The following is a 23,339-nucleotide window of genomic DNA, read 5'->3' on the forward strand; positions in this document are numbered from 1 at the left end:
GGACGTACGGACATGAGGCCCCGTCCGAGGACGGGCCCTCAGCGGCGACGGAGCGGATCGACGCGGCGGCACGGACCGAGTCTGCCGAACGGACCGCCCAGGGAGGCCGGTTTGTGCGAACCGACGGGGCGGAGCGTGGGCCGGCGGAGGGCTCCCGGCGGCGGCTCCGACGGCGCTGACCTGCACCGTGCCGGGAACGGTCCGAGGAGGCCGACGGGACTCCCCGCAGCAGGTTCTGAGCCGTACACTCCGCGATCATGACCTTCGAAACGGTGTACGCCGACGCCCCCGCCCCCGACGGACCCGCCCTCTTCCCGACCATGTCCACCATGCGCGCCATGCGCCGCCTCAAGCCGGACGCCGTCCCGGACGAGACGATCGACCAGCTGATACAGGCCGCCGTCTGGGGGCCGAGCGGCGGCAACATGCAGTGCTACGAGTACGTGGTCGTCACGGACCGCGCGGTCATGGCCGAACTCGCTCCGCTCTGGAAGCGGTGCGTGGACGCCTACCTCGCGACCACCGGCAAGCACGCCCCCAAGGGCATGGACGACGCGGCGTACGGGCGCATGGTGGCGGCGATCGAGCACCAGCGCGACCACTTCGCGGACACACCCGCTCTGATCATCCCCTGCTACAAGTTCCCGGAGCCGCAGTTCGACGAGGAGGGCCTGGGGGTCTACGCCGCGTCGCTCGGCCCTGCCGGACTCGAGCACATGACGGGTACTCAGGAACGTTTCCAGGCACTCGCGGAGGGCTCCTGCGTCTATCCGGGCGTCCAGAACATCCTGCTCGCGGCGCGGGCTCTGGGGCTCGCCGCGAACCTCACCATCTGGCACCTGATGCTGGAACAGGAGTGGAAGAAGGCCCTCGGGATCCCCTCGGACACGCACACCTTCGCCGCCATCCCGGTGGGGTGGCCGCAGGGCAACTTCGGGCCTGTCCGCCGCCGCCCGGTGGCCGACGTGGTCCACCGGGACCGCTGGTAGCGCCATCCGGGCGCCGTCACCCCCTGCCCGGGGTGGCGGCCCATCCGGCAGCCCGTCGGGCGCATGTCTGAAAGAGCAACTCCATTGGAGTGAAAGGGATTTGGACACACGGCGGCGTCGTTGTCATGCTCCGTGCAGATAGATAGCCTGTGCGGGCTCAGCGGCCCTCGGCCCACCCCACCGGTCCGGCGGCCTTCCTCTCCCCCACAGACCTGGAGCAGGTATGCCCCGACGCCCCGCCGGCCACACCCGAGGCCGCGCAGCCGTTCTTGCCTCTCTCACCGTCACCGCCCTCGTCGGCGCCGGCCAGCCGGCCGGCGCCGACTCCACCGGCACGGACTCCATGAACCGGGCCTTCGAGCAGGCCGCCGAGGAGTACGGCGTACCACGAGACCTGCTCGCCGCCGTCGGCTACGGCGAGACGCACCTGAACGGACACGCCGGACGGCCCAGCCAGGACAACGGCTACGGCGTGATGCACCTCGTCAGCAACCCCGTCAACCACTCCCTGGAGAAGGCCGCCGCGCTGACGGGTGAGTCCACGGCCGATCTGCGCGAGGACACCGGGGCCAACATCCTGGGCGGCGCGGCCGTCCTGCGCAGCCACGCGGACGCCCTGGGTCTGGACACGGCGGAGCGCTCGGACATCAACGCCTGGTACCCGGCCGTGGCCCGTTACAGCGGAGCCGAGGGTGCCGTCTCCGCCCTCTACGCCGACACCGTCTACACCTTCCTCGCCCAGGGCCTGCGGGCCACCGTGGCCGGCGGTGAACGGGTATCCGTCACCTCCCGCCCGGTCTCCCCGGACAAGGGCCCCCTCGCGAAGGCGGACGTCACCGCCCAGAGCCCCGACTACCCACCAGCGCTCTGGGTGGCCGCCAACTCCGCCAACTTCGCGACGGGTCGCACGGCCACGGTGGACAAGGTGGTCATCCACGTCACCCAGGGCTCGTACGCCGGGACCATCAGCTGGTTCCAGAACGCGACGTCGAAGGTCAGCTCCCACTACGTGGTCCGTTCGTCGGACGGCCAGATCACCCAGATGGTGCGCGACAAGGACACCGCGTACCACGCCAAGAGCGCCAACGCCTCGTCGCTCGGCATCGAGCACGAAGGCTTCGTCGACGACCCGTCGTGGTTCACCGACACGATGTACCGCTCCTCCGCGGCACTGACGACCTACCTGTGCGACCGGTACGGCATCCCCAAGGACCGGGCGCACGTCATCGGGCACAGCGAGGCCCCCGGGAACGACCACACCGACCCGGGCGCCAACTGGAACTGGACCTACTACATGCAGCTCGTCGGCGGCTCCAGCGGCGCCGACGGCCTGAGCTTCGGGGCGTACACGACCCAGAAGTCGGGCTCGACGGGCCCGCAGGTGAAGGCCGTGCAGACGCTGCTGAACCAGCAGGGTTACGAAGCGGGCACAGCGGACGGCGTGTTCGGCTCCGCCACCAGGAGCGCGGTGCAGGCGTTCCAGACCGCGCGTGGGCTCTCCGCCGACGGCACCGTCGGCCCGAAGACCTGGACCGCTCTGCTCTCCGCCGGCACCACGCCGACGCTCGTGACGGGCGCCTCGGGCGACGCGGTGAAGCGGCTGCAGCGGTCGCTGACCGCGGCGCTCGGCAGGACCGTGTCCGCCGACGGGGCCTTCGGCGCGAACACGGACAAGGCCGTCCGCGACTACCAGAGCACACGGGGCCTGTCGGCAGACGGCAGCGTCGGCCCCGACACCTGGGCCGCACTGCAGTCCGGACGCTGATCGCCGCCGCACCGTGGTCCGGTGCCCCCGCGCCTACCCCACCTCATGCCCCGCGCACGCCACGCCGGGACCTGAGGGCGAGCAGGCGCGGGGCACCGCCCGCACGCGCCGGAGCACACCCGGCGAGCGCTGGTGCGCCTTCCCCCGCACCAGGTCCACGGGCCAACCTGGGCCTCGTCGGCACCCGGCCGACGGGACTCGGAGGGCGGACGTACATGGCTCGCACGCAGTCGGCATGTGGAGCACTCACCCAGAAGGGCACGCGCTGCCGGCGTCTGGCGATGAAGGACGCCTCGCGGTGCGACCGGCACCGGGGTGACTGGTCGACGTACACCGTCGCGCGGCGCAAGGCCCTGGAGAAGGCGGCCCGCCGCAGGTGAGAACGGCGCGGCCGTACCGTACGACGGAGTGGTCCCGCACCCCCGTGCGGGATGCGGGACCACCTCGGCCGGACGGCTCAGCAGGTCACTTCAGACCGAAGGCCTTGATGATCTCCTGGTCGACGGCCAGGCCGCCGGGACCCTCGGCGTGTGCCCTGAGCGAGACCGAGGAAGCGCCCTCGGCAGGTGTCCGCAGCCCCGCGGTCCACTCACCCGGCGCGCCCTTGCGCAGCGCCACCGCGCTCCACGTCGCGCCCTCGTCGTAGCTGACGGACAGCGAGGCCTTGTCCGCCCTCACCGCCCCGTCCAGCCACGCCTGGGTGCCGGACCCGATGCCGACCTCCACCGGCTCGCCGGCCCTGACGTCACCGGCCAGATCGGTGTCCACGTCGTAGTCGAGCTGGAGCAGCGGGATGTCGGCCCGCTCGGTGCCGTCCGGCAGGGCTCCCGAGACGTAGCTCCACTCGGTGTGCGTGCGTGTGGAGGTCTTCCAGGCGGCCTCGTCCCGCACCGAGTCGATCACCAGGCGGTACGGCACCTTCGCGGCGGGCAGGTCCCCGATGTGACCGGCCCGTCCCGCACCCTTCTTGATCAGGGTGTCGCCCTGGTAGAAGGCGTAGGACGTGGTGTCGTACTCGTCCGCGGGCATCGAGCCGGTGTGGCCCTCACCCGAGTCCGTCCACGGCGTGATGTTGAACTGCATGTCGTCGTACGACGTACGGAACGGTCCCCAGTAGCCGGTGCCCAGGCGGGGGCCCGTGACCGGGGCGAACCAGTCGGCGCGGTAGGTGCGGCCCGCCGTGTAGTCGAGCTCGGGGCTGCGCATCTCGTGCGCCGTGTCGGTGGCGTCGGCGTTGAGCACGGAGTGGTTCTCGTACCAGAAGGAGGCGCCCGGGAGCGGGTTGACCCACTCGGTGCGGGTGCCCGGGAACTTCTCGTACTCCTCGAAGCCGAGGCCCGGCCCGTAGTCCGGGATGTCGTAGCGGTAGCCGCCGCCCAGGGTCGCCTTGTGGCCGTAGAAGGTGTTCTCCACCTTCGCGAGCTGACGGGACGACGGGGCGAAGGCCAGTGAGCGGTCCGGGATGGTGCCGTCGTGGCGGTCCACCAGGTCGTAGACGTAACCGGCGAACTTCCGCTGGTCGACGGAGAGCTTCTTGCCGCGCTGCGCCGCCTTGATCAGTGTTTCGCCGGCGACCCTCCGCACCGACGCGACCGGGATGGTGGTCTGCTCGCCGTACGGCGCGTAGCTCTCCATCGCGACCCCTCGGCCGTCGTTGACGACGAAGAGCGCCTTCGCGCCCGCGGCGAGTGCATGGGCCAGCCGTTCGGCGGGCGGGACGGCGTCGCTGCGGGTGACGACGACGGCCTTGCCCTTGACGCCGCGTCCCCTGTAGTCGGCTGCGGCACCGTTGCCGGCGTAGACCCCGGTGAGCTTCTGCTCGCTGTCCTCGGCGACGACCGAGCCGTTCTGCACCGTGACCGGGACGTCGTGACCGTCGGCCGTGAGGTCGATCAGTTCCTCGCCCTGGCGCCAGCGGGTGAGGAAGCTGAAGCCGCCCTGGGTGACCTTCTTCGTCGGGCTCGCCCACAGCTGGTCGTAGGTCGGCGGGATCTGGTAGGCGTCACGCTGGACGACGCCCTCGGGGGACGTACGGGCCATGTCGTAGCGCAGCTGCCGGGTCTCGGTCTCCTTCGGGGTGCGCACGCTCACCTTGCGGGCCTTCGAGGCGTCGAGGGTGACGGTGGTGGCCTTGTCGAGGATCGTCTCGGGGGCCGAGAGGAAGGCTACGGCCTTGGAGTCGGAGCGGTCGCCGTCGACGTCCGCCGAGGTCCAGGCGGTGTAATTGCCCGGGGGCAGCCGCAGGGTGGTCTCACCGGAGACCTGTACGAGGCCGAGCTCGGTGTCACCGAGCGCGGCGAGGACCACGGTGCCGTCCATCGGCTCGCCCGAGCGGTCGCGCAGCCGGAGCGTCAGGTCATGGAGCTCTCGCTCCTTGTTCACGGCGAAACCGGTGTGGGCCACCGTGGCACCGGACGCGTCGGTGGCGACGACCTGGCCGGAGAACCGGGTGTCTGCGGCGACCTTCGACGGGTCGATCGAGAGGACCGCCTCTGCGGTGGAGCCCGCCGGTACGGTCAGCTCCGACGCGGACAGCCTGTAGGCGGCCGCGTCCGTGTCGGTCGCCAGGTCGAGTGTGACGTCCTCGTCACCCGTGTTGCGGTAGGTGACGGTCCGTTCGGCGACCGCGTCGTCGGCGCTGTGCGGCCAGTCGTACGAAGCGGCCTCGACGGAGCCGGTGGCCTCGATCGTCGTGTCGACGGCGGCCTTCACGTCGAGGCGTCCGGTTCCCTGCTCGTACGGCGTGTAGCCGGGCAGCCGCTTCGAGGAGCTCATCAGCGCGTCCTTGACGCGCTGACCGGACCACTCGGGGTGCCGCTGCTTCAGGATGGCCGCGGCACCCGCGACGTGCGGGGTCGCCATCGACGTACCGGACATCTGCTGGTACATGCCCTCGACGCCCGGGACGGACTGGGAGGCCGCGGCGTTGATGTCGACGCCGGGGGCCGACAGGTCGGGCTTCAGACCGTAGGAGCGCACGAGCGGGCCCATGGAGGAGAAGTCCGCCCGGCCGTCCTGCTTGTCGACGGCTGCGACGGTCAGCGCGCTCGCGGCGGAGCCGGGCGAGCCGATGGTGCCGGCGCCGTAGGCGTTGCCCGCGGCGATCACGAACAGCGGGCCGCCGTCGGCGGACAGCGCGTCGACGGCCTGCGCCATCGGATCGGTCCCGTCGTCCGGGATGCTCGACCCGAGGCTCAAGGAGACGACGTCCGCGCCCTCGGCCTTCGCCCACTCCATGGCCTCGATGATGCCGGAGTCGGCACCGGATCCCCCGTCGCCGAGGACCTTGCCGACGAGCAGGTCGGCAGCGGGAGCGACACCCTTGGCGGCGCCGTCCGACGCCGCGCCCGAGCCCGCGACGGTGGACGCGACGTGCGTGCCGTGGCCGTTCCTGTCGTCGACCTCCTCGCCGGGGACGAAGCTCCTGGACTGCGTGACGCGGTCCTTGAGGTCCGGGTGCGTGGCGTCGACGCCGGTGTCGAGGACGGCGACCGTCGTGCCCTCGCCGTCGAAGCCTTCCGCCCATGCCTGCGGGGCGTTGACCTGTGGCACGGAGTCCTTGAGTGCGGCCTCGACCTTTCCGTCGAGCCACAGCTTGGAGATGCCCTTGTCCAACGAACGGCTCTTCCGCGTACCGGAGATGTCGCTCCAGAAGGCGCGGGCGTCGTCCTTGCCGGCCTTCAGGGCCACGCCGTCGACCGACTCCAGCCGGCGGACGGTCTTGCTGCCGCGCGGGGCGGCGGGCAGCGAACGCGCCGTGCTCGCAGGGTAGGTGGCGATCAGCGGGATGCCGCCGGAGCGTCGGTCGTCGTATCCCATGTCGACCAGCGTGGAGATGTTGAACAGCCGGCGGTCCAGCTTCTCCGCCGCGATGAGGGCGCTCGCCTCGTCGGGGATGACGTAGATGTCCTCCCCCGCCTGCTGCACGTGCACACCGCCTTTCGCGCCGTCGGGGCGGTCGACGGTGACGGTGTCCTGGTTGCCCGCGCCGTCCGAGTAGTGGACGACGTCGCCGGTGACCAGGGTGATGTCGTAGTCGCGAACGTCGGGTCCTCGGCGGTCCTCGGCGTTCGGCGGCTTCGGGACGGCGGTGGCGGACCCCGCCGCGGGAAGCAGGACGCCGCTCAGGAGCGCGACGGAGGTCGCTATGAGCAGAGCCCTGCGTCCCGCGCGAGCGGGTCTCGCCCGGCCGGGGACGGAGGAGAGGGAAAATGTCATGCAGCTGATCTACCGGTAAATCCGGTGCGGCGGACGGCCTCACCCCTGGCGTGAAACCGCCGTGGCGGCAACCCGCCCGGGATGGACGCCGACGGTGGGGCGGATCAGGCCACCGATGCCAGCGGTGTGCCGGTGTCGTGGTGGATCGGCGTGTGGGCCCCCTTCAGCGGCAGGCCGGTGCCGCCGCGCCGGTCCGCGACGATCTCCGCGGCGATGGAGAGCGCGGTCTCCTCCGGGGTCCGGGCTCCCAGGTCGAGGCCGATCGGCGAGTGCAGGGCGGCCAGTTGGTGTTCGGTGACACCGGCCTCGCGCAGCCTCTCGTTGCGCTCCAGGTGGGTGCGGCGCGATCCCATCGCCCCGACGTAGGCGACCGGCAGCCGAAGGGCCAGTTCCAGCAGCGGGATGTCGAACTTGGCGTCGTGCGTGAGGACGCAGAGCACCGTGCGCGCGTCGACGTCGGTGGTGGCGAGATAGCGGTGCGGCCAGTCCACGACGATCTCGTCGGCGTCCGGGAAGCGCGCAGCCGTGGCGAAGACCGGCCGGGCGTCGCAGACGGTGACCCGGTAGCCGAGGAAGCGGCCGGCCCGCGTCAGAGCCGCGGCGAAGTCGATGGCGCCGAAGACGATCATCCGGGGCGGCGGGACGCTCGATTCGACGAGGAGGGTGAGGGGACTGCCGCACCGGGATCCCCCGGCACCGATGACGACCTCTCCGGTGCGGCCCGCGTCGAGCATCGCGCGTGCCTCGGCCGCGGCCGTACGGTCCAGCTCGGGATGTCCGCCGAGCCCGCCCTCGTACGCGCCGTCGGAGTGCACCAGCAGGGGCTTGCCGAGCAGTTCGTCCGGGCCTTCGGTGACGCGGGCGACCGCCGCCGCGCTCCCCTCGGCGGCGGCCGCGAACGCGGCGGCGAACACCCGGCGCGCGGGGTCGTCCGCGCGCACCGGGGTCACCAGGACGTCGATGACGCCGCCGCAGGTCAGACCGACAGCGAAGGCGTCGTCGTCGCTGTACCCGAAGCGTGTCCGCACGGTCGTGCCGTCCTCGATCGCCTGGCGGCACAGCTCGTACACCGCGCCCTCCACACATCCGCCGGAGACCGAGCCGATGGCCGTGCCGTCGCTGTCCACGGCGAGGGCGGCGCCCGGCTGCCGGGGCGCGCTGCCGCCGACGGCCACCACGGTGGCCACGGCGAACGCGCGTCCCTGCCCGACCCACCGGTGAAGCTCTTCGGCGATGTCCAGCATGGCGTGTCTCCTTCTGAAGGTGCGGAGGGCGAGGGTGCGTCAGCTGACGCCCAGCCAGCTCTCGATGGGGTGGAGGGCGAAGTACACGACGAAGACCAGCGTCAGGACCCACATGAAGACGCCGACCTCGCGCGCCCTGCCCTGGGCGAGCCTGATGGCCGAGTACGAGATGACGCCCGCGGCGACACCGGTGGTGATGGTGTACGTGAACGGCATCAGGACGACCGTGAGGAAGACCGGTACGGCGACGGAGCGGTCGCCCCAGTCCACGTGCCGGGCGTTCTGCATCATCATGGCGCCGATGACGACCAGGGCGGCGGAGGCCACCTCGGCGGGCACGATCGCAGTGAGCGGGGTGAAGAAGAGGCAGGCCGCGAAGAAGAGCCCGGTGACGACGGAGGCGAGCCCGGTGCGGGCCCCCTCCCCGACGCCGGTCGCCGACTCGACGAACACGGTCTGGCCGGAGCCCCCGGCCACGCCGCCGATGGCACCGCCGGCGCCGTCGATGAACAGGGCCTTGGACAGGCCCGGCATCCGGCCCTTGTCGTCCGCGAGCTTCGCCTCCGTGCCGACCCCGATGATGGTGGCCATGGCATCGAAGAAGCCGGCCAGCACGAGGGTGAAGACGATCATGCCGACGGTCATGGCACCGACGTCGCCCCAGCCGCCGAACTCGACGTTCCCGAAGAGCGAGAAGTCCGGTGAGGAGACCGCGCCGCCGCTCAGTTCGGGAGGGCCGCTGCTCCATGCCTTCGGGTCGATGTCGCCGACGGCGTTGACGACGATCGCCGCCAGGGTGCCGACGACGATGCCGATCAGGATCGCGCCGGGGACGTTGCGCGCCTGCAGCATGAAGATCAGCAGAAGCGTCACGGCGAAGATGAGCACCGGCCAGCCGGCGAGTTCACCGGTCGGGCCGAGGGAAAGCGGGGTCGCGGTGCCCTGGTGGACGAAGCCGGCCTTGAAGAGGCCGATGAGCGCGATGAAGAGGCCGATCCCGATGGTGATGCCGTGCTTCAGCGCGAGCGGGATGGCGTTCATGATCAGCTCGCGGAGGCCGGTGACGACCAGCAGGCAGATCACCACGCCGTAGATCACACACATGCCCATGGCCTGCGGCCAGGTCATGGCCGGCGCGACCTGCGAGGCGAGCACACCGGAGACGCTGAGGCCCGCCGCGAGCGCGAGCGGGACCTTGCCGACGAAACCCATCAGCAGGGTGGTGGCGGCCGCCGCGAGCGCGGTGGCCGTGATCAGGCCGGGCTGGCTCAGCAGCCGGCCGTCGACGTCCTTGCCGCCGAGGATGAGCGGGTTGAGCAGGAGGATGTACGCCATGGCCATGAAGGTCGTGACGCCGCCGCGGACTTCGCGTGCGACGGTCGATCCGCGTTCGGATATGTGGAAGTACCGGTCGAGCCAGGACCGTCCGGCGGGAACGTGCGAGCCGGGGCCCGCGTCCTCCGCGCTGGTCCTGGGTTCCACGGACTGCTGGGTCATGTTGCCTGACTCCCAAGGTTCACAGGGGCACCCGCGTGGAGCTGTCGTGATTGCGGGATTTGGGATGACTGCGAGGCGCACGACCCGGGGGACGGCCCGAGGCGAACTCTGCGTGCAGATGGAGAGGTTGCGCGGTGGCTCCGGACGGCGCGCGGTGCGGGGAGGTGTGACGTTCACCGCAGGCGCACACCGCCCGGAGGGTCTTGAGGGTCCCGTCAGGTGCCGGTGATGTGCTCGGGGCGCACCGGCGTCCGATCGAGCTCCAGGCCCGTCGCGTTGCGGATCGCCGCGAGGACGGCCGGGGTGGACGACAGGGTGGGGGCCTCGCCGATACCGCGCAGCCCGTACGGGGCGTGGTCGTCGGCGAGTTCGAGCACGTCGACCGGGATGGTCGGTGTGTCGAGGATGGTGGGAATCAGGTAGTCCGTGAAGGACGGGTTGCGTACCTTCGCGGTCTTCGGGTCGACGATGATCTCCTCCATGACGGCGACACCCAGCCCCTGGGTCGTGCCGCCCTGGATCTGGCCCACGACCGACAGCGGGTTGAGCGCCTTGCCGACGTCCTGGGCGCACGCGAGCTCGATGACCTTGACCAGGCCCAGCTCGGTGTCGACCTCGACGACCGCGCGGTGCGCGGCGAAGGAGTACTGGACGTGGCCGTTGCCCTGTCCGGTGCGCAGGTCGAACGCCTCGGTGGGCCGGTGGCGCCACTCCAGCTCGACATCGACGCTCTCGTCCTCCAGCACGTCGGCGAGCGAGGCGAGCACCTCGCCGCCGTCGGTGACGACCTTGCCGCCCTCCAGGAGGAGTTCGGCGGTGGCCCAGGCGGGGTGGTACGTGCCGAACTTGCGGCGGCCGATCTCCAGGACCTGTTCCCGGACGGCCTCGCAGGAGTTCTTCACGGCACCCCCGGTGACGTACGTCTGCCGGGAGGCCGAAGTGGAGCCGGCCGATCCGACCTGGGTGTCCGCCGGGTGGATGGTGACCTGGTTGACCCCGAGCTCGGTGCGGGCGATCTGGGCGTGCACGGTGACGCCGCCCTGCCCGACCTCCGCCATCGCGGTGTGCACGGTGGCCACGGGTTCGCCGTTGATGACCTCCATCCGCACACGGGCGGTGGAGTAGTCGTCGAAGCCCTCGGAGAAGCCGACGTTCTTCAGGCCGACGGCGTACCCGACACCGCGCACGACGCCTTCGCCGTGGGTCGTGTTGGACAGGCCTCCGGGCAGCGCGCGTACGTCGACGGAGCTGCCCTCCGCGTCGGCCGACAGCCACTGCTGCTCGGGCGGCATGGGGCGCGCCTTGACGCGGCGCAGCAGTTCGGCGACGGGGGCCGGCGAGTCGACGGGCTGCCCGGTGGGGAGCAGGGTGCCCTGCTCCATGGCGTTCAGCTGCCGGAGTTCGACCGGGTCCATGTCCAGGGCCGCGGCGAGCTTGTCCATCTGAGCCTCGTAGGCGAAGCACGCCTGGACCGCGCCGAATCCGCGCATGGCGCCGCAGGGCGGGTTGTTGGAGTAGAGGGCGATCGCCTCGATGTCCACGTCCTCGACGACGTACGGCCCGACGGCGAGCGAGGAGGCGTTGCCGACGACGGCCGGGGAGGCGGAGGCGTAGGCGCCGCCGTCCAGCACGATCCGGCACTTCATGTGGGTGAGCTTGCCGTCCTTGGTCGCCCCGTGCTCGTAGTGGAGCTTCGCGGGGTGACGGTGGACGTGTCCGAAGAAGGACTCGAAGCGGTTGTAGACCATCTTGACGGGCTTGCCGGTGCGCAGCGCCAGCAGGCAGGCGTGGATCTGCATCGACAGGTCCTCGCGCCCGCCGAAGGCACCGCCGACGCCTGAGAGCGTCATGCGGACCTTGTCCTCGGGGAGGCCGAGTACCGGGGCGATCTGGCGGAGGTCGGAGTGCAGCCACTGGGTGGCGACGTACAGCTCGACACCACCGTCCTCGGACGGCACCGCGAGGCCGGACTCCGGGCCGAGGAAGGCCTGGTCCTGCATCCCGAAGACGTAGTCGCCGGTGACGATCACGTCGGCGCGCCCGGCGGCCGCCTCGGCGTCGCCCCGGACGATGGGCTGGCGGTGGACGATGTTGGGGTGGGGCACGTGCCCGATGTGGTGGTCGGCGCGGCCCTCGTGGACGAGCACCGCGCCGGGGGCGGTCGCGGACGCCTCGTCCGTGACGACGGGCAGTTCGGCGTAGTCGATACGGATCTTGGCGGCTGCTCGGCGTGCGGTCTCGGGGTGGTCGGCGGCGACGAGCGCCACGGGTTCGCCGTGGTGGCGGACCTTGCCGTGGGCGAGGACGGGGGTGTCCTGGATCTCGAGCCCGTAGTGCTTCATCTCGGCGGGCAGGTCGTCGTAGGTCAGCACGGCGTACACACCGGGGGTGGCGACGGCCTCGCCGATGTCGATGGAGCGGATCTCGGCGTGCGCGACGGTGGAGCGGAGCGTGTGGCCCCACAGCATGTCCTCGTGCCACATGTCCGAGGAGTACGCGAACTCGCCGGTGACCTTGAGGGTGCCGTCGGGGCGCAGGGTGGACTCGCCGATGCCGCCCCGGGTATTGGAGCCCTGGGTGATCCCGGTGGGGGTGCCGGCCGGTACGGTCGCGGCTCGTGGGTGCAGCGCCATGGCTATCGGACCGCCTCTTCCTGACGGGCGGCCGCGAGGCGGACCGCGTCGAGGATCTTCTCGTAACCGGTGCAGCGGCAGAGGTTCCCGGAGAGCGCCTCGCGGATGTCCTGGTCAGACGGGGAGGGCTGTTTCTCCAGCAGTTCGTCGGCGGCGACCAGCAGACCGGGGGTGCAGAAGCCGCACTGCACGGCGCCCGCGTCGATGAACGCCTGCTGGACCGGGGAGAGTTCGTCCGCCTCGGCGCTCCGCCCGTCGGTGGGCCTGGCCTGCCAGCGCTGGGCGGCGTCGATCGAGGTGCCGCAGCTGCCCGCCGCGCAGCCGGTGCCGGGGTGGGCGTCGTCGCGGTGCCTGGCGTAATCCGCGAGTCCCTCGACGGTGACGATCTCGCGGCCTTCCGCCTGGCCGGCCGCGACGAGACAGGAACAGACGGGCACGCCGTCGAGACGGACCGTACAGGAGCCGCATTCACCCTGCTCACAGGCGTTCTTGGAGCCGGGAAGCCCCATGCGCTCACGCAGGACGTACAGGAGGGACTCGCCCTCCCAGACGTCGTCCGCTTCCTGCTTCCGGCCGTTGACCGTGAAATTCACTCGCATGGTTAAGCAGCTCCTTCGAGGGTGCGTCCCGCTCCGCGGTACTGCTCCCAGGTCCAGCCCAGCGTGCGGCGGGCCATGATGCCGACGGCGTGCCTGCGGTAGGCGGCGGTGCCGCGTACGTCGTCGATGGGGTTGCAGGCGCCGGCGGCGAGCTGGGCGAACTGCTTGGCCACGGACGGCGTGATGATCTTCCCGCTCTCCCAGAACCCGCCCTCCTCCAGCGCGGCGTTCAGGAAGTCCTCGGCCTCCTTCGCCCGTACCGGGGTAGGGGCGGCGGAGCCGATGCCGGTGCGGACCGTGCGGGTGCCGGGGTGGAGCGCGAGGCCGAAGGCGCAGACGGCGATGACCATCGCGTTGCGCGTGCCGACCTTGGAGTACTGCTGCGGGCCGTCGGCCTTCTTGATGTGCACGGCCCGGATCAGCTCGTCCGGGGCGAGGGCGTTGCGCTTGACGCCCGTGTAGAAGTCGTCGATGGGGATCATCCGCGTCCCCCGTACGGACGCGGCTTCCACCTCGGCGCCTGCGGCGAGCAGCGCCGGGTGCGCGTCGCCGGCGGGAGAGGCTGTCCCCAGGTTGCCGCCGACGCCGCCGCGGTTGCGGATCTGGGGCGAGGCGACGGTGTGCGAGGCGAGGGCGAGGCCGGGCAGTTCGGCCCGCAGGTGCTCCATGACGGCGCTGTACGGCACGGAGGCTCCGAGGCGTACGGAGTCCGGGCCCACCTGCCACTCGGACAGCTCACCGATGCGGTTGAGGTCCATGAGGTGCTCGGGCCGCCGGTGGTCGAAGTTGATCTCGACCATCACGTCGGTGCCACCCGCGATGGGCACAGCCGTCGGGTGCTCGGCCTTGGCGGCGAGCGCCTCCTCCCAGCTGGCGGGGCGAAGGAAGTCCATTGAGCGGCTCTCTTCTTCTCGATCGGGTCGTTCGGCTGGGGCTGGGGACGGCCGGCCCGCCGGCCTGCCCGCCTTGGACGGGGGCCGTTCCTGTGTTCTTGACGCAGTGTGTGACCCAGTACACAAGGCTTGCTCCACTCGGTGCAGTCACCGAAACCATGAAGGAACTGGCTGGTCCTCATCCGTGTCTTGTAGATTCGAACGAATGGCGGGTACCGGTGACCTCACCGCAACTCACAGGTGACCTCCGCCGCCCCCACGCACCCACGAAGAGATCGGCGGCAATCGACCATGCGGCTGCGCGCACTGCTGGACACCGAGGCCATGGGGCTGCGGCTGCTCGGCGGCGAGGACGAACTGGACCGGCCGGTCCGGGGAGTCATGACGACCGACCTGCGCGACCCGAGCCGCTATCTCTCCGGCGGGGAGCTGGTCCTCACCGGGCTGGCCTGGCGCCGGGACGACTCGGACTCGGAACCGTTCGTCCGGATCCTGGCGAACGCCGGGGTCGCCGGTCTGGCGGCGGGCGAGGCGGAGCTCGGGGCCGTGCCCGACGATCTGGTCGAGGCGTGCCTGCGGCACCGGCTCCCCCTCTTCGCCGTCGACGAGACGGTGGCGTTCGCGACGATCACCGAGCACGTCGTGCGCCAGGTCTCCGGCGAGCGGGCCGGAGACCTGGCGGCGGTCGTCGACCGCCACCGCAGGCTGATGACGTCCGGCCCGGCCGGCGGCGGTCCCGACGTGGTCCTCGACCTGCTCACCTCCGACCTGGACCTGCACGCCTGGGTCCTGTCCCCCACGGGCCGGCAGATCGCCGGGGCCGGCGAGCCGCTGCCCCCGCAGGTCGGGGCGGAGCTGGCGGGGCGGCATCTCGCGGCGACCCGCACCGGCCGTCCGGGGCCGCACCGGGCGGAGGTGGACGGCACGGCCTACTCCCTGTTCCCGGTCCGTGACACCGCGCGGAGCACCCTGCCGGCCCCGTCCCGCGATGTGCGGGAGACGGTGCTCTCGGACTGGCTGCTGGCCGTGGCGGCCGACGCCGGCGAATGGCCGGCGGCCCGTCTGGACCTGCTCCAGGGTGTCACCCAGCTCATCGCGGTCGAACGGGACCGCCGCGACGCCGCCCGCTCGGTACGCCGCAGGCTCGCCCAGGAGGTCCTGGAGCTGGTCCAGGCGGGCGCCGCGCCCGCCGAGATCGCGGCCAGGCTGCGGGTCGCCGCCCCGGTCCTGCTGCCGGGCCTCGGCACGGCACCGCACTGGCAGGTCGTGGTCGCCCGGGTCGAGTGGGCGGCGGACGGTACGCACCTGTCGGGCGGCCGGGCCGCGCAGGCCCTGCTGGAGGAGATCCTGGTCGATCCGGCGGTGACCGGCCCGGACTCGGTGGACCGGATCGCCGTGGCACACACGGATGACGAGGCCATCGCCCTCGTACCGCTGACCGCGCTCGCCCCTCGGGGCTCCGACGGGCCGCACGCCCGGGAGGAGTCCGACGCTCCGGAGCCGCGGGAGGCCGCGCTGCATGCCGATGCCCTGCTCTCCGCCGTGCGCGCGCCGCTCTCCGCCGGCCTCGCGGACGACGGCCGCCTGACACTGGGTGTCAGCGCCGCCGTTCATTCGGCCGAAGGGCTGCGCGGCGCGCTGGAGGAGGCCAGACACGCCCGCCGGGTCGCGGCGGCCCGGCCGGGCCCGGTCTGTGCGGCGGGCCACCACGAACTCGCCTCTCACGTCCTGCTGCTGCCCTTCGTCCCCGACGACGTCCGCCGCGCCTTCACCGCCCGGCTCCTGGACCCGCTGCGCGACTACGACCGGCGGCACCGCGCGGAGCTGATCGAGACGCTGGAGGCGTTCCTGGACTGTGACGGATCCTGGACCCGCTGCGCGGCCCGGCTGCACCTTCACGTCAACACACTGCGCTATCGCGTCGGACGTATCGAGCAGTTGACGGGACGTGACCTTTCGCGCCTCGAGGACAAGCTCGACTTCTTCCTCGCCCTGCGTATGAGCTGACTCCCCGGGGCTACCGGAGCCCTCCCGGGCTCCCGGCGATTGTGAAATCTTTCACCTGACATCGATCCGACCCCTTGGCCCGGCGTGCCATTCCGTGCTGAGATGCGCGCAGACCCTGGCCGACCGGCGGCAGCCGGCCGGCCTCCACAGCTCGAAGGCGCGCTCGGGGAGGGCAATGTGGCGCATACCGCCATGTCTGGTTCCGGAACGACAGCAGATGACGATCCGCCGCTCCAGACAGCGGTATGGCGGCTGCGCTCACGCGCCTGCTGGACGGACGCCGCCGCACTGCTCGCACCCCGGGCCGCCACCGACCCCGCCGCCGCCCTCCAGCGGACCTCGCTGCTCATCGAGCGGTGCCTCTACGCGGGCATCGGCTGGACCGACGCGGAGGACGCGCTGCGGACAGCCGAGGCGCTCGCCCAGGACGACACCGAGCGCGGGGCGGCCGCCTGCGAGCGCGGCTATCTCGCGTACGCCTCGACCCTGCTCGGCGCGCGCGACCGGGCCGACGAGGCCAGCGTGGCGCTCAGCAGGGCCGCGGCCCTGCTCTCCCCCGCGGCTCCCGGCCGCCCCCTGCTGGACTTCCGCCGGGGCCTGATCGCCCAGAACATCGCCGACTCCCCCCAGGCGGCGCGCGCCGCCTACCGCAGGGCGCACGCCGGCGCCACGGCCCGGGGTGACGAGCTCCTGCTCTCCTTCACCTGGCGGCATCTCGCGTCGATCTCCCTGCGTGAGGGTGAGCTCGCCGAGGCGCGGCACGGCTTCGCGGAGTCTCTGCGCATAAGGGAGGAGCTGGGCTATCTCGTGGGGACTGCCCCGGCGCTCATCTCGCTCGCGGACGCCGAGCCGGCACCCGAGGCGGCTGCCCGGCTGCGCGCCGAGGCGGGCCGGCTGTTCCGGCTGCTGGGCGGCGTGCCGACCTGGCTCGCCCCCCGGCTGGATCCGCCGGCCCCGGAGACCGCCGAGGCGAACTGACACGGCCGGACCCGCCGGGCGGGCACACGTCAGGCGGGCCGCCGGGCGCGTGCCGGCACGCGCCCGGCGGGTTCGGCGGGCCTTTCCCGGCTCCTGGGCCCGGCGGCCTCAGGCTTGCGATCCGCTGAAGTGGTCGCCGACGAGGGACCGCACCACCGCGAGGTCCCGTGCGATGAGGGCGTCCAGCAGCGCGATGTGCTCAGCGGCGTCGGCGAGCAGGTCGGCCCGTCGGTCGACGGGGCCGTTCACCAGTGGCCACTGGGACCGGCGGTGGAGGTCGTCGGCGACCGACACGAGCTGCTGGTTGCCGGACAGCGCCAGCACGGCCCGGTGGAAGGCCCGGTCGCTCTCCGCGTAGGCCGCCCGGTGCCCGACGGTTGCCGCCGCGACCGTGGCGTCGGCCAGCGGGCGCAGCGCGCACCAGCCGGCCTCCGGAACGGTACGGGCGAGACGCAGCATGACCGGGACCTCGATCAGGGCGCGCAGCTCCGCCAGCTCCGCCAGCTCGCGGGGACCCCTCTCGCTGACCCGGAAGCCGCGGTTCGGCACGACCTCGACGGATCCCTCGGCGGCCAGCTGCTGCATCGCCTCGCGCACCGGGGTCGCGGACACACCGAAGCGGGCGCCGAGCGTGGGAGCACTGTAGACCTGCCCGGGGGCCAGCTCGCCGCCGACGAGCGCGGCACGCAGGGCGTCCAGGACCTGCCCCCGTACGGAGTGCCGCTGGACGACCCGGGGCGCGGGCGGCTCGCTGTGGGTGTGCTCACCGCGAGCCTGCTCGGGCACGCGCACGTCGGGCGGGGTGCCCGGGGACGTGTACGGCCGCGCGTCCTCACGCGCTCTGCCCTGCTCCACCGGGACCTCCTCCGACCGGCGGGCCGACTCGCCTGCGCCGGCCCCCCGTGCACGATAGGCGGAGCGGGCCCCAGTTCAAACACCGATCACTTCGGGTAAGGTAAGGCTTACCTGCAAGAAGCTCGTGATTCGGTGGTCCTTGAATGACCGTGCCCGCTCTGCTCGCCGCCACAGCCCCGTCCCCACTGACGACGTCGTACGCCCGGCTGGCCGAAGTCTTCCCCGGACTGCGCGCCGAGATGCTGCCCGATGACGCCGCGGCACCTTCGGGCAGCGGATGGGTCGGCGCCGCGGAGCTCGCGGCGGGCGGTGCCGCACTGGACGAGTTCATGGCCTGGGACGAGGCACAGGTCCTGCGGGACTACGGCATGCGGGCGCGCCCCGACGTGGTGGCGAGCTTCGCCCTGCACCGCTACGCGTGGCCGGCCTGCCTCCTGGTGACCCTGCCGTGGTTCACGCACCGCCGGGTGCCGCGGATCCCCGTCGAGGACGTCTCCTTCCACCGGGGCCTGGGCCATCTGATCCTCCGTGTACGCGAGTTCGCCTGCCTGCCCGACGACCCGGCGGCCGGTACGCCCGGCGCCCGGGTCGTCCCGGACGAGTCGGCGCTGCGGGCCGAGGTCCTGGACTCCGTGGCTCAGCACATCGGCCCGGTGCTGGACGGCTTCCGGCCGCGCATGCGGCGCGGGAAGCGGGCCCTTTGGGGCATGGCGACCGACGAGATCGTCGAGGGCCTCTGGTACATCGCCCACCTGCTCGGCGAGGAGGCGCGCGCGATGCGGGAGCTGGAACTGCTGCTCCCGGGCACCACCAAGCCGTACGTGGGCACGGCGGGCTTCCGGGAGCTGACCGGACCCGACGGCGGATCGCTCCCGACGCGCACCCGCGCGAGCTGCTGCCTCTTCTACACCCTGCGGCCCGAGGACACGTGCGTCACGTGTCCGCGCACCTGCGACGCCGACCGCGTCCGGAAGCTGGCGGCCGCCGCCTGATGCGTACGGCGGCTCACACCACCCGGGCGGGCGACCAGAATTCGAACACAACTCAGCCTGTCCGAGACGGAGTTCGGACTCATTGCACCCAACGGGTTATCCAATCCGCCCGATAGGGTCTGCGTACCCCGAAAGCGCGTGAGCGAGGCAGCATTTCGGCCAGAATGGCGCCCGGAATGCCCTACGTGACGCAAGGGACCGCGCATGAGACTGACCGACATCTCGCTCGACTGGTTGCTTCCGGGCGCCGTACTGCTCGTGGGGGTCCTGGCGGCGGTGACGGTGGTCGCACGCGGCAAACGCGCCGCTGAGAAGGCCTCGGCCGACGACAACTGGGAACGCAGCGAGGAGCGCCGCAGGCGCAAGGAGGCTCTCTACGCCACCGCCTCGTACGTCCTGCTGTTCTGCTGCGCGGCGGTCGCCGCCGCCCTCTCCTTCCACGGGCTCGTCGGCTTCGGCCGGCAGAACCTCAACCTCTCCGGAGGCTGGGAGTACCTCGTCCCGTTCGGCCTCGACGGAGCCGCGATGTTCTGTTCGGTGCTCGCGGTGCGCGAGGCCAGCCACGGTGACGCCGCGCTGGGATCCCGGCTGCTGGTGTGGACGTTCGCCTGCGCCGCCGCCTGGTTCAACTGGGTGCACGCACCGCGTGGCATCGAGCATGCGGGCGCACCCCACTTCTTCGCGGGGATGTCGCTCTCTGCCGCTGTGCTGTTCGATCGCGCCTTGAAGCAGACCCGCCGCGCGGCACTGCGCGAGCAGGGCCTGGTGCCCCGCCCGCTGCCGCAGATCCGGATCGTACGGTGGCTGCGCGCCCCCAGGGAGACCTTCGGCGCCTGGTCGCTGATGCTCCTCGAGGGCGTACGCACCCTGGACGAGGCCGTGGACGACGTGCGCGAGGACCGGCAGGAGAAGGAGCAGGACAGGCATCGCCGAAGGGACCAGGCGAAGTTGGACAGGGCCCAGATCAAGGCCCTGAACCGGCAGAACCGGGTATGGGGGCGTGGCGTCCGGATCGGCCACCAGATGGACGCCCAGGCCATCGCTGCACGCACACCCGGCGTCGGCGGCCCGGCGGCCGTGGAACCCGCCACGACAGAACCAGGACAGTTGCCTCTTCGACCCCGGCCGTCGCTGCAAGCAGCGAACGGCTCGGCTCCCAGGAGCACTCCGGCTCAGACCATGAGCGGTGATCCCGGCATCGTCGACCTCACCGCCGAGGACGACGCCCAGGCCCTGCCGCGGCTCGACTCGCTGGAACAGAAATTGAAGGACCTGGAGCAACAGTTCGGCTGAGCGTCAGGACCTCCCGGCGTTCAGCTCGAACCAGACCACCTTGCCCAGCGCCTGCATCGTGACTCCCCAGGAGTCCGCCAGGCTCTGGACGAGCAGCAGCCCCCTGCCATGCGTACCGTCATCGGCGTTCGGTACGTACGGCGCGGGCTCCTGTCCGGTCACGAAGTCGCGCACCTCCACCCGCAGTCGCGCGGGTGCGGAGGTGACCGTGACCACAGCACCGTTCCTGGTGTGGATGAGGGCGTTCGTCACCAACTCGCTGAGCAGGAGCTCCGCCACATCCGTCTCCTCCGGCCGTCTGCGATAGCGCAGGAACTCCCGCAGAGCCGCGCGCACCTCCCCCACGCCCGACAGATCGGTGTGCCCGAGTCTGCGGCGCAGCCGCACCGGCGGGCTCTCCTGTCTTTTCGTCATGTCCCCCGCACGCACGCTGAATCGGCCTCCCTGGATTCCGTTTCATGACGTCATGTCTCGAACACCTTCGCGGGATGCATGCCCCCACAGCGGAGCTGTCACGCGTCCGCGGGCGTCAACATATGAACGAGCGGGCGCACGACCCCGGGCGGACGACCGGCGCGTCACTTTTCCGTACCCACGGTTAACTTCCAAAAAATTCACTCGTGTTGGCGTTGACGAATGGCCATCTACGCGCGTCATCATGGTGGGCATGCGAATCCCCCCACGGATCACCACGCTCGGCGGCATCGCCGCCCTCCTGTCCGTCCTCTTCGTCGGCGGGCCCGTCACCGCGTCCGCCGCGACGGCTCCCTCGACCGCCGCGGTCGGCAGTGTCTGCTACTCGGCGCTGCCCTCGCAGGCCCACGACACGCTCGAGCTCATCGATGCCGGCGGCCCGTTCCCGTACGAGCAGGACGGCACCGTCTTCCAGAACCGGGAAGCGCTGCTGCCGAGCCGGAGCACGGGCTACTACCACGAGTACACGGTCATCACGCCCGGCTCCTCGGACCGCGGGGCCCGTCGGATCGTGACGGGTGAGGAGACCGAGGAGGACTACTACACCGCGGACCACTACGAGTCCTTCGACCTCGTCGACCACGACTGCTGATCCGCACCCCCGGTCCGGTCCGCGCCGTAGTCCCCCACCTGCGGCGCGGACCATCGGACCGGCCTTCGGGCAAGCCGTCGGACCGGCGTTCGGAGAGACGCGCTTGTACGCTCCACGCATGACCGTGACCTATGTGATCGACGGCTCCGGGATCACCGGCCTGGACAGCTTCTGGGATGTGGTCGGCGAGGCGGTGAACGGCCCCGGTGGCTTCTTCGGCCGCAACCTCGACTCCTTCGCCGACTGCCTCAGCGGTGGTTTCGGCACCCCGGAGGACGGCGACTTCGTCGTCGAGTGGCGCGACCACACACGCTCCGCCCTCGCTCTGGGCCACGAGGAGACAGCCCGCCGGCTGGAGCGACTGCTCCCGCGGGTGCACCCCACCAACAGGGCGCGCGTCGAGCGGGAACTGGCCGAAGCCCGGGCGGGCCGCGGTCCGACGCTCTTCGACCAGCTGGTCGAGATCATCCGGGAGCGGACCCGGCCGGGAACGCTACGGCTGACGTGAGCCCGTACGACCGCCCGGCACCGCCGGCCCCGCTCAGGGCCGCGGCACGTTACGGAGGTTGGAGCGGGCCATCTGGAGCATCCGCCCCACTCCGCCGTCCAGCACGATCTTGCTGGCGGAGAGCGCGAAGCCGGTGACCATGTCGGCGCTGATCTTCGGCGGGATGGAGAGGGCGTTCGGATCGGTGACCACATCGACGAGTGCCGGCCCCCTGTGCTTGAAGGCCTCCTTGAGCGCGCCCTCCAGCTGCTTGGGCTTCTCCACCCGGACCCCGTAGGCCCCCGCGGCCCGCGCGATCGCCGCGAAGTCGGGATTCTTGTTGGTCGTGCCGAACGAGGGCAGTCCCGCCACCAGCATCTCCAGTTCGACCATGCCGAGGGAGGAGTTGTTGAACAGCACGACCTTCACCGGCAGGTTGTACTGGACGAGCGTGAGGAAGTCGCCCATCAGCATGGTGAATCCGCCGTCGCCGGACATCGACACGACCTGCCGGTTCCGGTCGGTGAACTGCGCCCCGATCGCCTGGGGCAGCGCGTTCGCCATCGAGCCGTGGCTGAAGGAACCGATCACCCGTCGCCTGCCGTTGGGCGTGAGATAGCGGGCGGCCCACACATTGCACATGCCGGTGTCGACGGTGAACACCGCGTCCTTGTCGGCGATCTCGTCGAGCACCGAGGCGACGTACTCCGGGTGGATCGGGACGTGCTTCTCGACCTTGCGGGTGTAGGCCTTGACCACGCCCTCCAGCGCGTCGGCGTGCTTCTTCAGCATCCGGTCGAGGAACTTGCGGTCGGTCTTGACCTTCACCCGCGGGGTCAGACAGCGCAGCGTCTCACGCACGTCGCCCCAGACGGCGAGATCGAGCTTGGAACGCCGGCCCAGGCGCTCGGGGCGCACGTCGACCTGGACGATCTTCACGTCGGTCGGGAGGAACGCGTTGTACGGGAAGTCGGTGCCCAGCAGGATCAGCAGGTCGCACTCGTTGGTGGCCTCGTAGGCGGCGCCGTAGCCGAGCAGCCCGCTCATTCCCACGTCGTACGGGTTGTCGTACTGGATCCACTCCTTGCCGCGCAGCGCGTGGCCGACCGGGGCCTTCACACGCTCGGCGAACTCCATGACCTCGGCGTGCGCGCCCGCTGTTCCACTGCCGCAGAACAGCGTCACCCGTTTGGCCTGGTCGATCATGGCGCAGAGCTTGTCGATCTCCTCGTCGCCGGGCCTCACCGTGGGCCGCGAGGTGACCAGGGCGTGCTCGATCGACTTCTCGGGAGCCGGCTGCGAGGCGATGTCACCGGGCATCGACACGACGCTGACCCCACCGCGGCCGATCGCGTGCTGGATCGCCGTCTGGAGCAGCCGCGGCATCTGCTGGGGGTTGGAGATCATCTCGTTGTAGTGGCTGCACTCCTGGAAGAGCAGCTCGGGATGGGTCTCCTGGAAGTAGCCGAGGCCGATCTCGCTCGACGGGATGTGCGAGGCGAGGGCCAGCACCGGTGCCATGGAGCGGTGGGCGTCGTACAGGCCGTTGATGAGGTGCAGGTTGCCGGGACCGCAGGATCCGGCACAGGCGGCGAGGGTGCCGGTGATCTGGGCCTCGGCACCGGCCGCGAACGCGGCGGTCTCCTCGTGCCTGACCTGGACCCACTCGACGGCGGCATGACGCCGGATGGCGTCGACGACGGGGTTGAGGCTGTCACCGACGACGCCGTACAGCCGTTTGACCCCCGCCCGCACGAGGATGTCGACGAACTGTTCCGACACGTTCTGCTTGGCCATGGGTGAGCACCCTCTCTGCCTCCGGC

Annotated in this window: 18 protein-coding genes; 9 read left to right on the forward strand and 9 right to left on the reverse strand. The window is 71.4% G+C overall.

Annotation, left to right across the window (positions count from 1 at the left end; genetic code table 11):
- Positions 1–257: 257 nt before the first annotated feature.
- From JOC24_RS22115 to JOC24_RS22125, 3 genes are all read left to right on the forward strand, one after another.
- A complete protein-coding gene (locus tag JOC24_RS22115) occupies positions 258–989 on the forward strand; it encodes a nitroreductase family protein (protein ID WP_205022097.1) in 732 nt (243 codons plus the stop codon).
- 223 nt (positions 990–1,212) lie between these two features.
- The gene (locus JOC24_RS22120; RefSeq protein WP_205022098.1) at positions 1,213–2,754 is read left to right on the forward strand and encodes a peptidoglycan-binding protein; all 1,542 of its coding nucleotides are present in this window, start codon (positions 1,213–1,215) and stop codon (positions 2,752–2,754) included.
- 215 nt (positions 2,755–2,969) lie between these two features.
- On the forward strand, positions 2,970–3,134 hold the full coding sequence (locus tag JOC24_RS22125) for a hypothetical protein (protein WP_205022099.1): 165 nt from the start codon (positions 2,970–2,972) through the stop codon (positions 3,132–3,134).
- 85 nt (positions 3,135–3,219) lie between these two features.
- Here the strand turns inward: JOC24_RS22125 and JOC24_RS22130 are convergent, their stop codons facing one another.
- From JOC24_RS22130 to JOC24_RS22155, 6 genes are all read right to left on the reverse strand, one after another.
- Entirely contained in the window at positions 3,220–6,972 is a 3,753-nt protein-coding gene (locus JOC24_RS22130; protein WP_205022100.1) for a S8 family serine peptidase, read from the reverse strand.
- Positions 6,973–7,076: 104 nt separating this feature from the next.
- Positions 7,077–8,216, reverse strand: coding sequence for an XdhC family protein (locus tag JOC24_RS22135; RefSeq protein ID WP_205022101.1), 1,140 nt, complete (start codon positions 8,214–8,216; stop codon positions 7,077–7,079).
- A 39-nt stretch (positions 8,217–8,255) separates the two neighbouring features.
- Positions 8,256–9,713: an NCS2 family permease gene (locus JOC24_RS22140; protein ID WP_205022102.1), complete on the reverse strand. Its 1,458-nt coding sequence runs from the start codon at positions 9,711–9,713 to the stop codon at positions 8,256–8,258.
- A gap of 215 nt (positions 9,714–9,928) precedes the next feature.
- Entirely contained in the window at positions 9,929–12,346 is a 2,418-nt protein-coding gene (locus JOC24_RS22145) for a xanthine dehydrogenase family protein molybdopterin-binding subunit (protein ID WP_205022103.1), read from the reverse strand.
- A gap of 2 nt (positions 12,347–12,348) precedes the next feature.
- A complete protein-coding gene (locus JOC24_RS22150) occupies positions 12,349–12,945 on the reverse strand; it encodes a (2Fe-2S)-binding protein (protein WP_205022104.1) in 597 nt (198 codons plus the stop codon).
- 2 nt (positions 12,946–12,947) lie between these two features.
- Positions 12,948–13,838: an FAD binding domain-containing protein gene (locus JOC24_RS22155; RefSeq protein WP_205022105.1), complete on the reverse strand. Its 891-nt coding sequence runs from the start codon at positions 13,836–13,838 to the stop codon at positions 12,948–12,950.
- 291 nt (positions 13,839–14,129) lie between these two features.
- Here JOC24_RS22155 and JOC24_RS22160 point away from each other — a divergent pair, with 291 nt between their 5' ends.
- Both JOC24_RS22160 and JOC24_RS22165 read left to right on the forward strand, forming a co-directional pair.
- Complete coding sequence (locus JOC24_RS22160; RefSeq protein ID WP_205022106.1) at positions 14,130–15,845, forward strand: PucR family transcriptional regulator ligand-binding domain-containing protein; 1,716 nt, start codon at positions 14,130–14,132, stop codon at positions 15,843–15,845.
- A 192-nt stretch (positions 15,846–16,037) separates the two neighbouring features.
- The gene (locus JOC24_RS22165) at positions 16,038–16,823 is read left to right on the forward strand and encodes a hypothetical protein (protein WP_205022107.1); all 786 of its coding nucleotides are present in this window, start codon (positions 16,038–16,040) and stop codon (positions 16,821–16,823) included.
- Positions 16,824–16,931: 108 nt separating this feature from the next.
- Here the strand turns inward: JOC24_RS22165 and JOC24_RS22170 are convergent, their stop codons facing one another.
- The gene (locus JOC24_RS22170) at positions 16,932–17,678 is read right to left on the reverse strand and encodes a GntR family transcriptional regulator (protein ID WP_205022108.1); all 747 of its coding nucleotides are present in this window, start codon (positions 17,676–17,678) and stop codon (positions 16,932–16,934) included.
- Between the two features lie 143 nt (positions 17,679–17,821).
- Here JOC24_RS22170 and JOC24_RS22175 point away from each other — a divergent pair, with 143 nt between their 5' ends.
- Both JOC24_RS22175 and JOC24_RS22180 read left to right on the forward strand, forming a co-directional pair.
- Positions 17,822–18,670: a (2Fe-2S)-binding protein gene (locus JOC24_RS22175; RefSeq protein ID WP_205022109.1), complete on the forward strand. Its 849-nt coding sequence runs from the start codon at positions 17,822–17,824 to the stop codon at positions 18,668–18,670.
- Between the two features lie 204 nt (positions 18,671–18,874).
- A complete protein-coding gene (locus JOC24_RS22180; RefSeq protein ID WP_205022110.1) occupies positions 18,875–19,963 on the forward strand; it encodes a DUF2637 domain-containing protein in 1,089 nt (362 codons plus the stop codon).
- Positions 19,964–19,966: 3 nt separating this feature from the next.
- Here JOC24_RS22180 and JOC24_RS22185 read toward each other — a convergent pair whose 3' ends face one another.
- Positions 19,967–20,377, reverse strand: coding sequence for an ATP-binding protein (locus JOC24_RS22185; protein ID WP_205022111.1), 411 nt, complete (start codon positions 20,375–20,377; stop codon positions 19,967–19,969).
- Between the two features lie 253 nt (positions 20,378–20,630).
- On the opposite strand from JOC24_RS22185, the gene JOC24_RS22190 reads away from it, so the two are divergent.
- Both JOC24_RS22190 and JOC24_RS22195 read left to right on the forward strand, forming a co-directional pair.
- Complete coding sequence (locus JOC24_RS22190) at positions 20,631–21,029, forward strand: guanyl-specific ribonuclease (protein ID WP_205022112.1); 399 nt, start codon at positions 20,631–20,633, stop codon at positions 21,027–21,029.
- A gap of 118 nt (positions 21,030–21,147) precedes the next feature.
- A complete protein-coding gene (locus JOC24_RS22195) occupies positions 21,148–21,537 on the forward strand; it encodes a barstar family protein (protein ID WP_205022113.1) in 390 nt (129 codons plus the stop codon).
- Positions 21,538–21,570: 33 nt separating this feature from the next.
- Here the strand turns inward: JOC24_RS22195 and JOC24_RS22200 are convergent, their stop codons facing one another.
- Positions 21,571–23,313 (reverse strand): pyruvate dehydrogenase, encoded by a 1,743-nt coding sequence (locus tag JOC24_RS22200; protein WP_205022114.1) that lies wholly within the window; start codon positions 23,311–23,313, stop codon positions 21,571–21,573.
- Positions 23,314–23,339: the final 26 nt, after the last annotated feature.

Origin of the sequence: Streptomyces sp. HB132 (assembly GCF_016909575.1) — a bacterium.
GTDB lineage: Bacteria > Actinomycetota > Actinomycetes > Streptomycetales > Streptomycetaceae > Streptomyces.

What these genes read in the sequence shown, in the direction of transcription:
- JOC24_RS22150 (WP_205022104.1), bottom strand. Translation starts at nt 12,945, where the DNA reads ATGCGAGTGAATTTCACGGTCAACGGCCGGAAGCAGGAAGCGGACGAC.
- JOC24_RS22185 (WP_205022111.1), bottom strand. Translation starts at nt 20,377, where the DNA reads ATGACGAAAAGACAGGAGAGCCCGCCGGTGCGGCTGCGCCGCAGACTC.
- JOC24_RS22130 (WP_205022100.1), bottom strand. Translation starts at nt 6,972, where the DNA reads ATGACATTTTCCCTCTCCTCCGTCCCCGGCCGGGCGAGACCCGCTCGC.
- JOC24_RS22140 (WP_205022102.1), bottom strand. Translation starts at nt 9,713, where the DNA reads ATGACCCAGCAGTCCGTGGAACCCAGGACCAGCGCGGAGGACGCGGGC.
- JOC24_RS22155 (WP_205022105.1), bottom strand. Translation starts at nt 13,838, where the DNA reads ATGGACTTCCTTCGCCCCGCCAGCTGGGAGGAGGCGCTCGCCGCCAAG.
- JOC24_RS22125 (WP_205022099.1), top strand. Translation starts at nt 2,970, where the DNA reads ATGGCTCGCACGCAGTCGGCATGTGGAGCACTCACCCAGAAGGGCACG.
- JOC24_RS22165 (WP_205022107.1), top strand. Translation starts at nt 16,038, where the DNA reads ATGTCTGGTTCCGGAACGACAGCAGATGACGATCCGCCGCTCCAGACA.
- JOC24_RS22200 (WP_205022114.1), bottom strand. Translation starts at nt 23,313, where the DNA reads ATGGCCAAGCAGAACGTGTCGGAACAGTTCGTCGACATCCTCGTGCGG.
- JOC24_RS22115 (WP_205022097.1), top strand. Translation starts at nt 258, where the DNA reads ATGACCTTCGAAACGGTGTACGCCGACGCCCCCGCCCCCGACGGACCC.
- JOC24_RS22135 (WP_205022101.1), bottom strand. Translation starts at nt 8,216, where the DNA reads ATGCTGGACATCGCCGAAGAGCTTCACCGGTGGGTCGGGCAGGGACGC.
- JOC24_RS22145 (WP_205022103.1), bottom strand. Translation starts at nt 12,346, where the DNA reads ATGGCGCTGCACCCACGAGCCGCGACCGTACCGGCCGGCACCCCCACC.
- JOC24_RS22180 (WP_205022110.1), top strand. Translation starts at nt 18,875, where the DNA reads ATGAGACTGACCGACATCTCGCTCGACTGGTTGCTTCCGGGCGCCGTA.
- JOC24_RS22190 (WP_205022112.1), top strand. Translation starts at nt 20,631, where the DNA reads ATGCGAATCCCCCCACGGATCACCACGCTCGGCGGCATCGCCGCCCTC.
- JOC24_RS22195 (WP_205022113.1), top strand. Translation starts at nt 21,148, where the DNA reads ATGACCGTGACCTATGTGATCGACGGCTCCGGGATCACCGGCCTGGAC.
- JOC24_RS22160 (WP_205022106.1), top strand. Translation starts at nt 14,130, where the DNA reads ATGCGGCTGCGCGCACTGCTGGACACCGAGGCCATGGGGCTGCGGCTG.
- JOC24_RS22120 (WP_205022098.1), top strand. Translation starts at nt 1,213, where the DNA reads ATGCCCCGACGCCCCGCCGGCCACACCCGAGGCCGCGCAGCCGTTCTT.
- JOC24_RS22175 (WP_205022109.1), top strand. Translation starts at nt 17,822, where the DNA reads ATGACCGTGCCCGCTCTGCTCGCCGCCACAGCCCCGTCCCCACTGACG.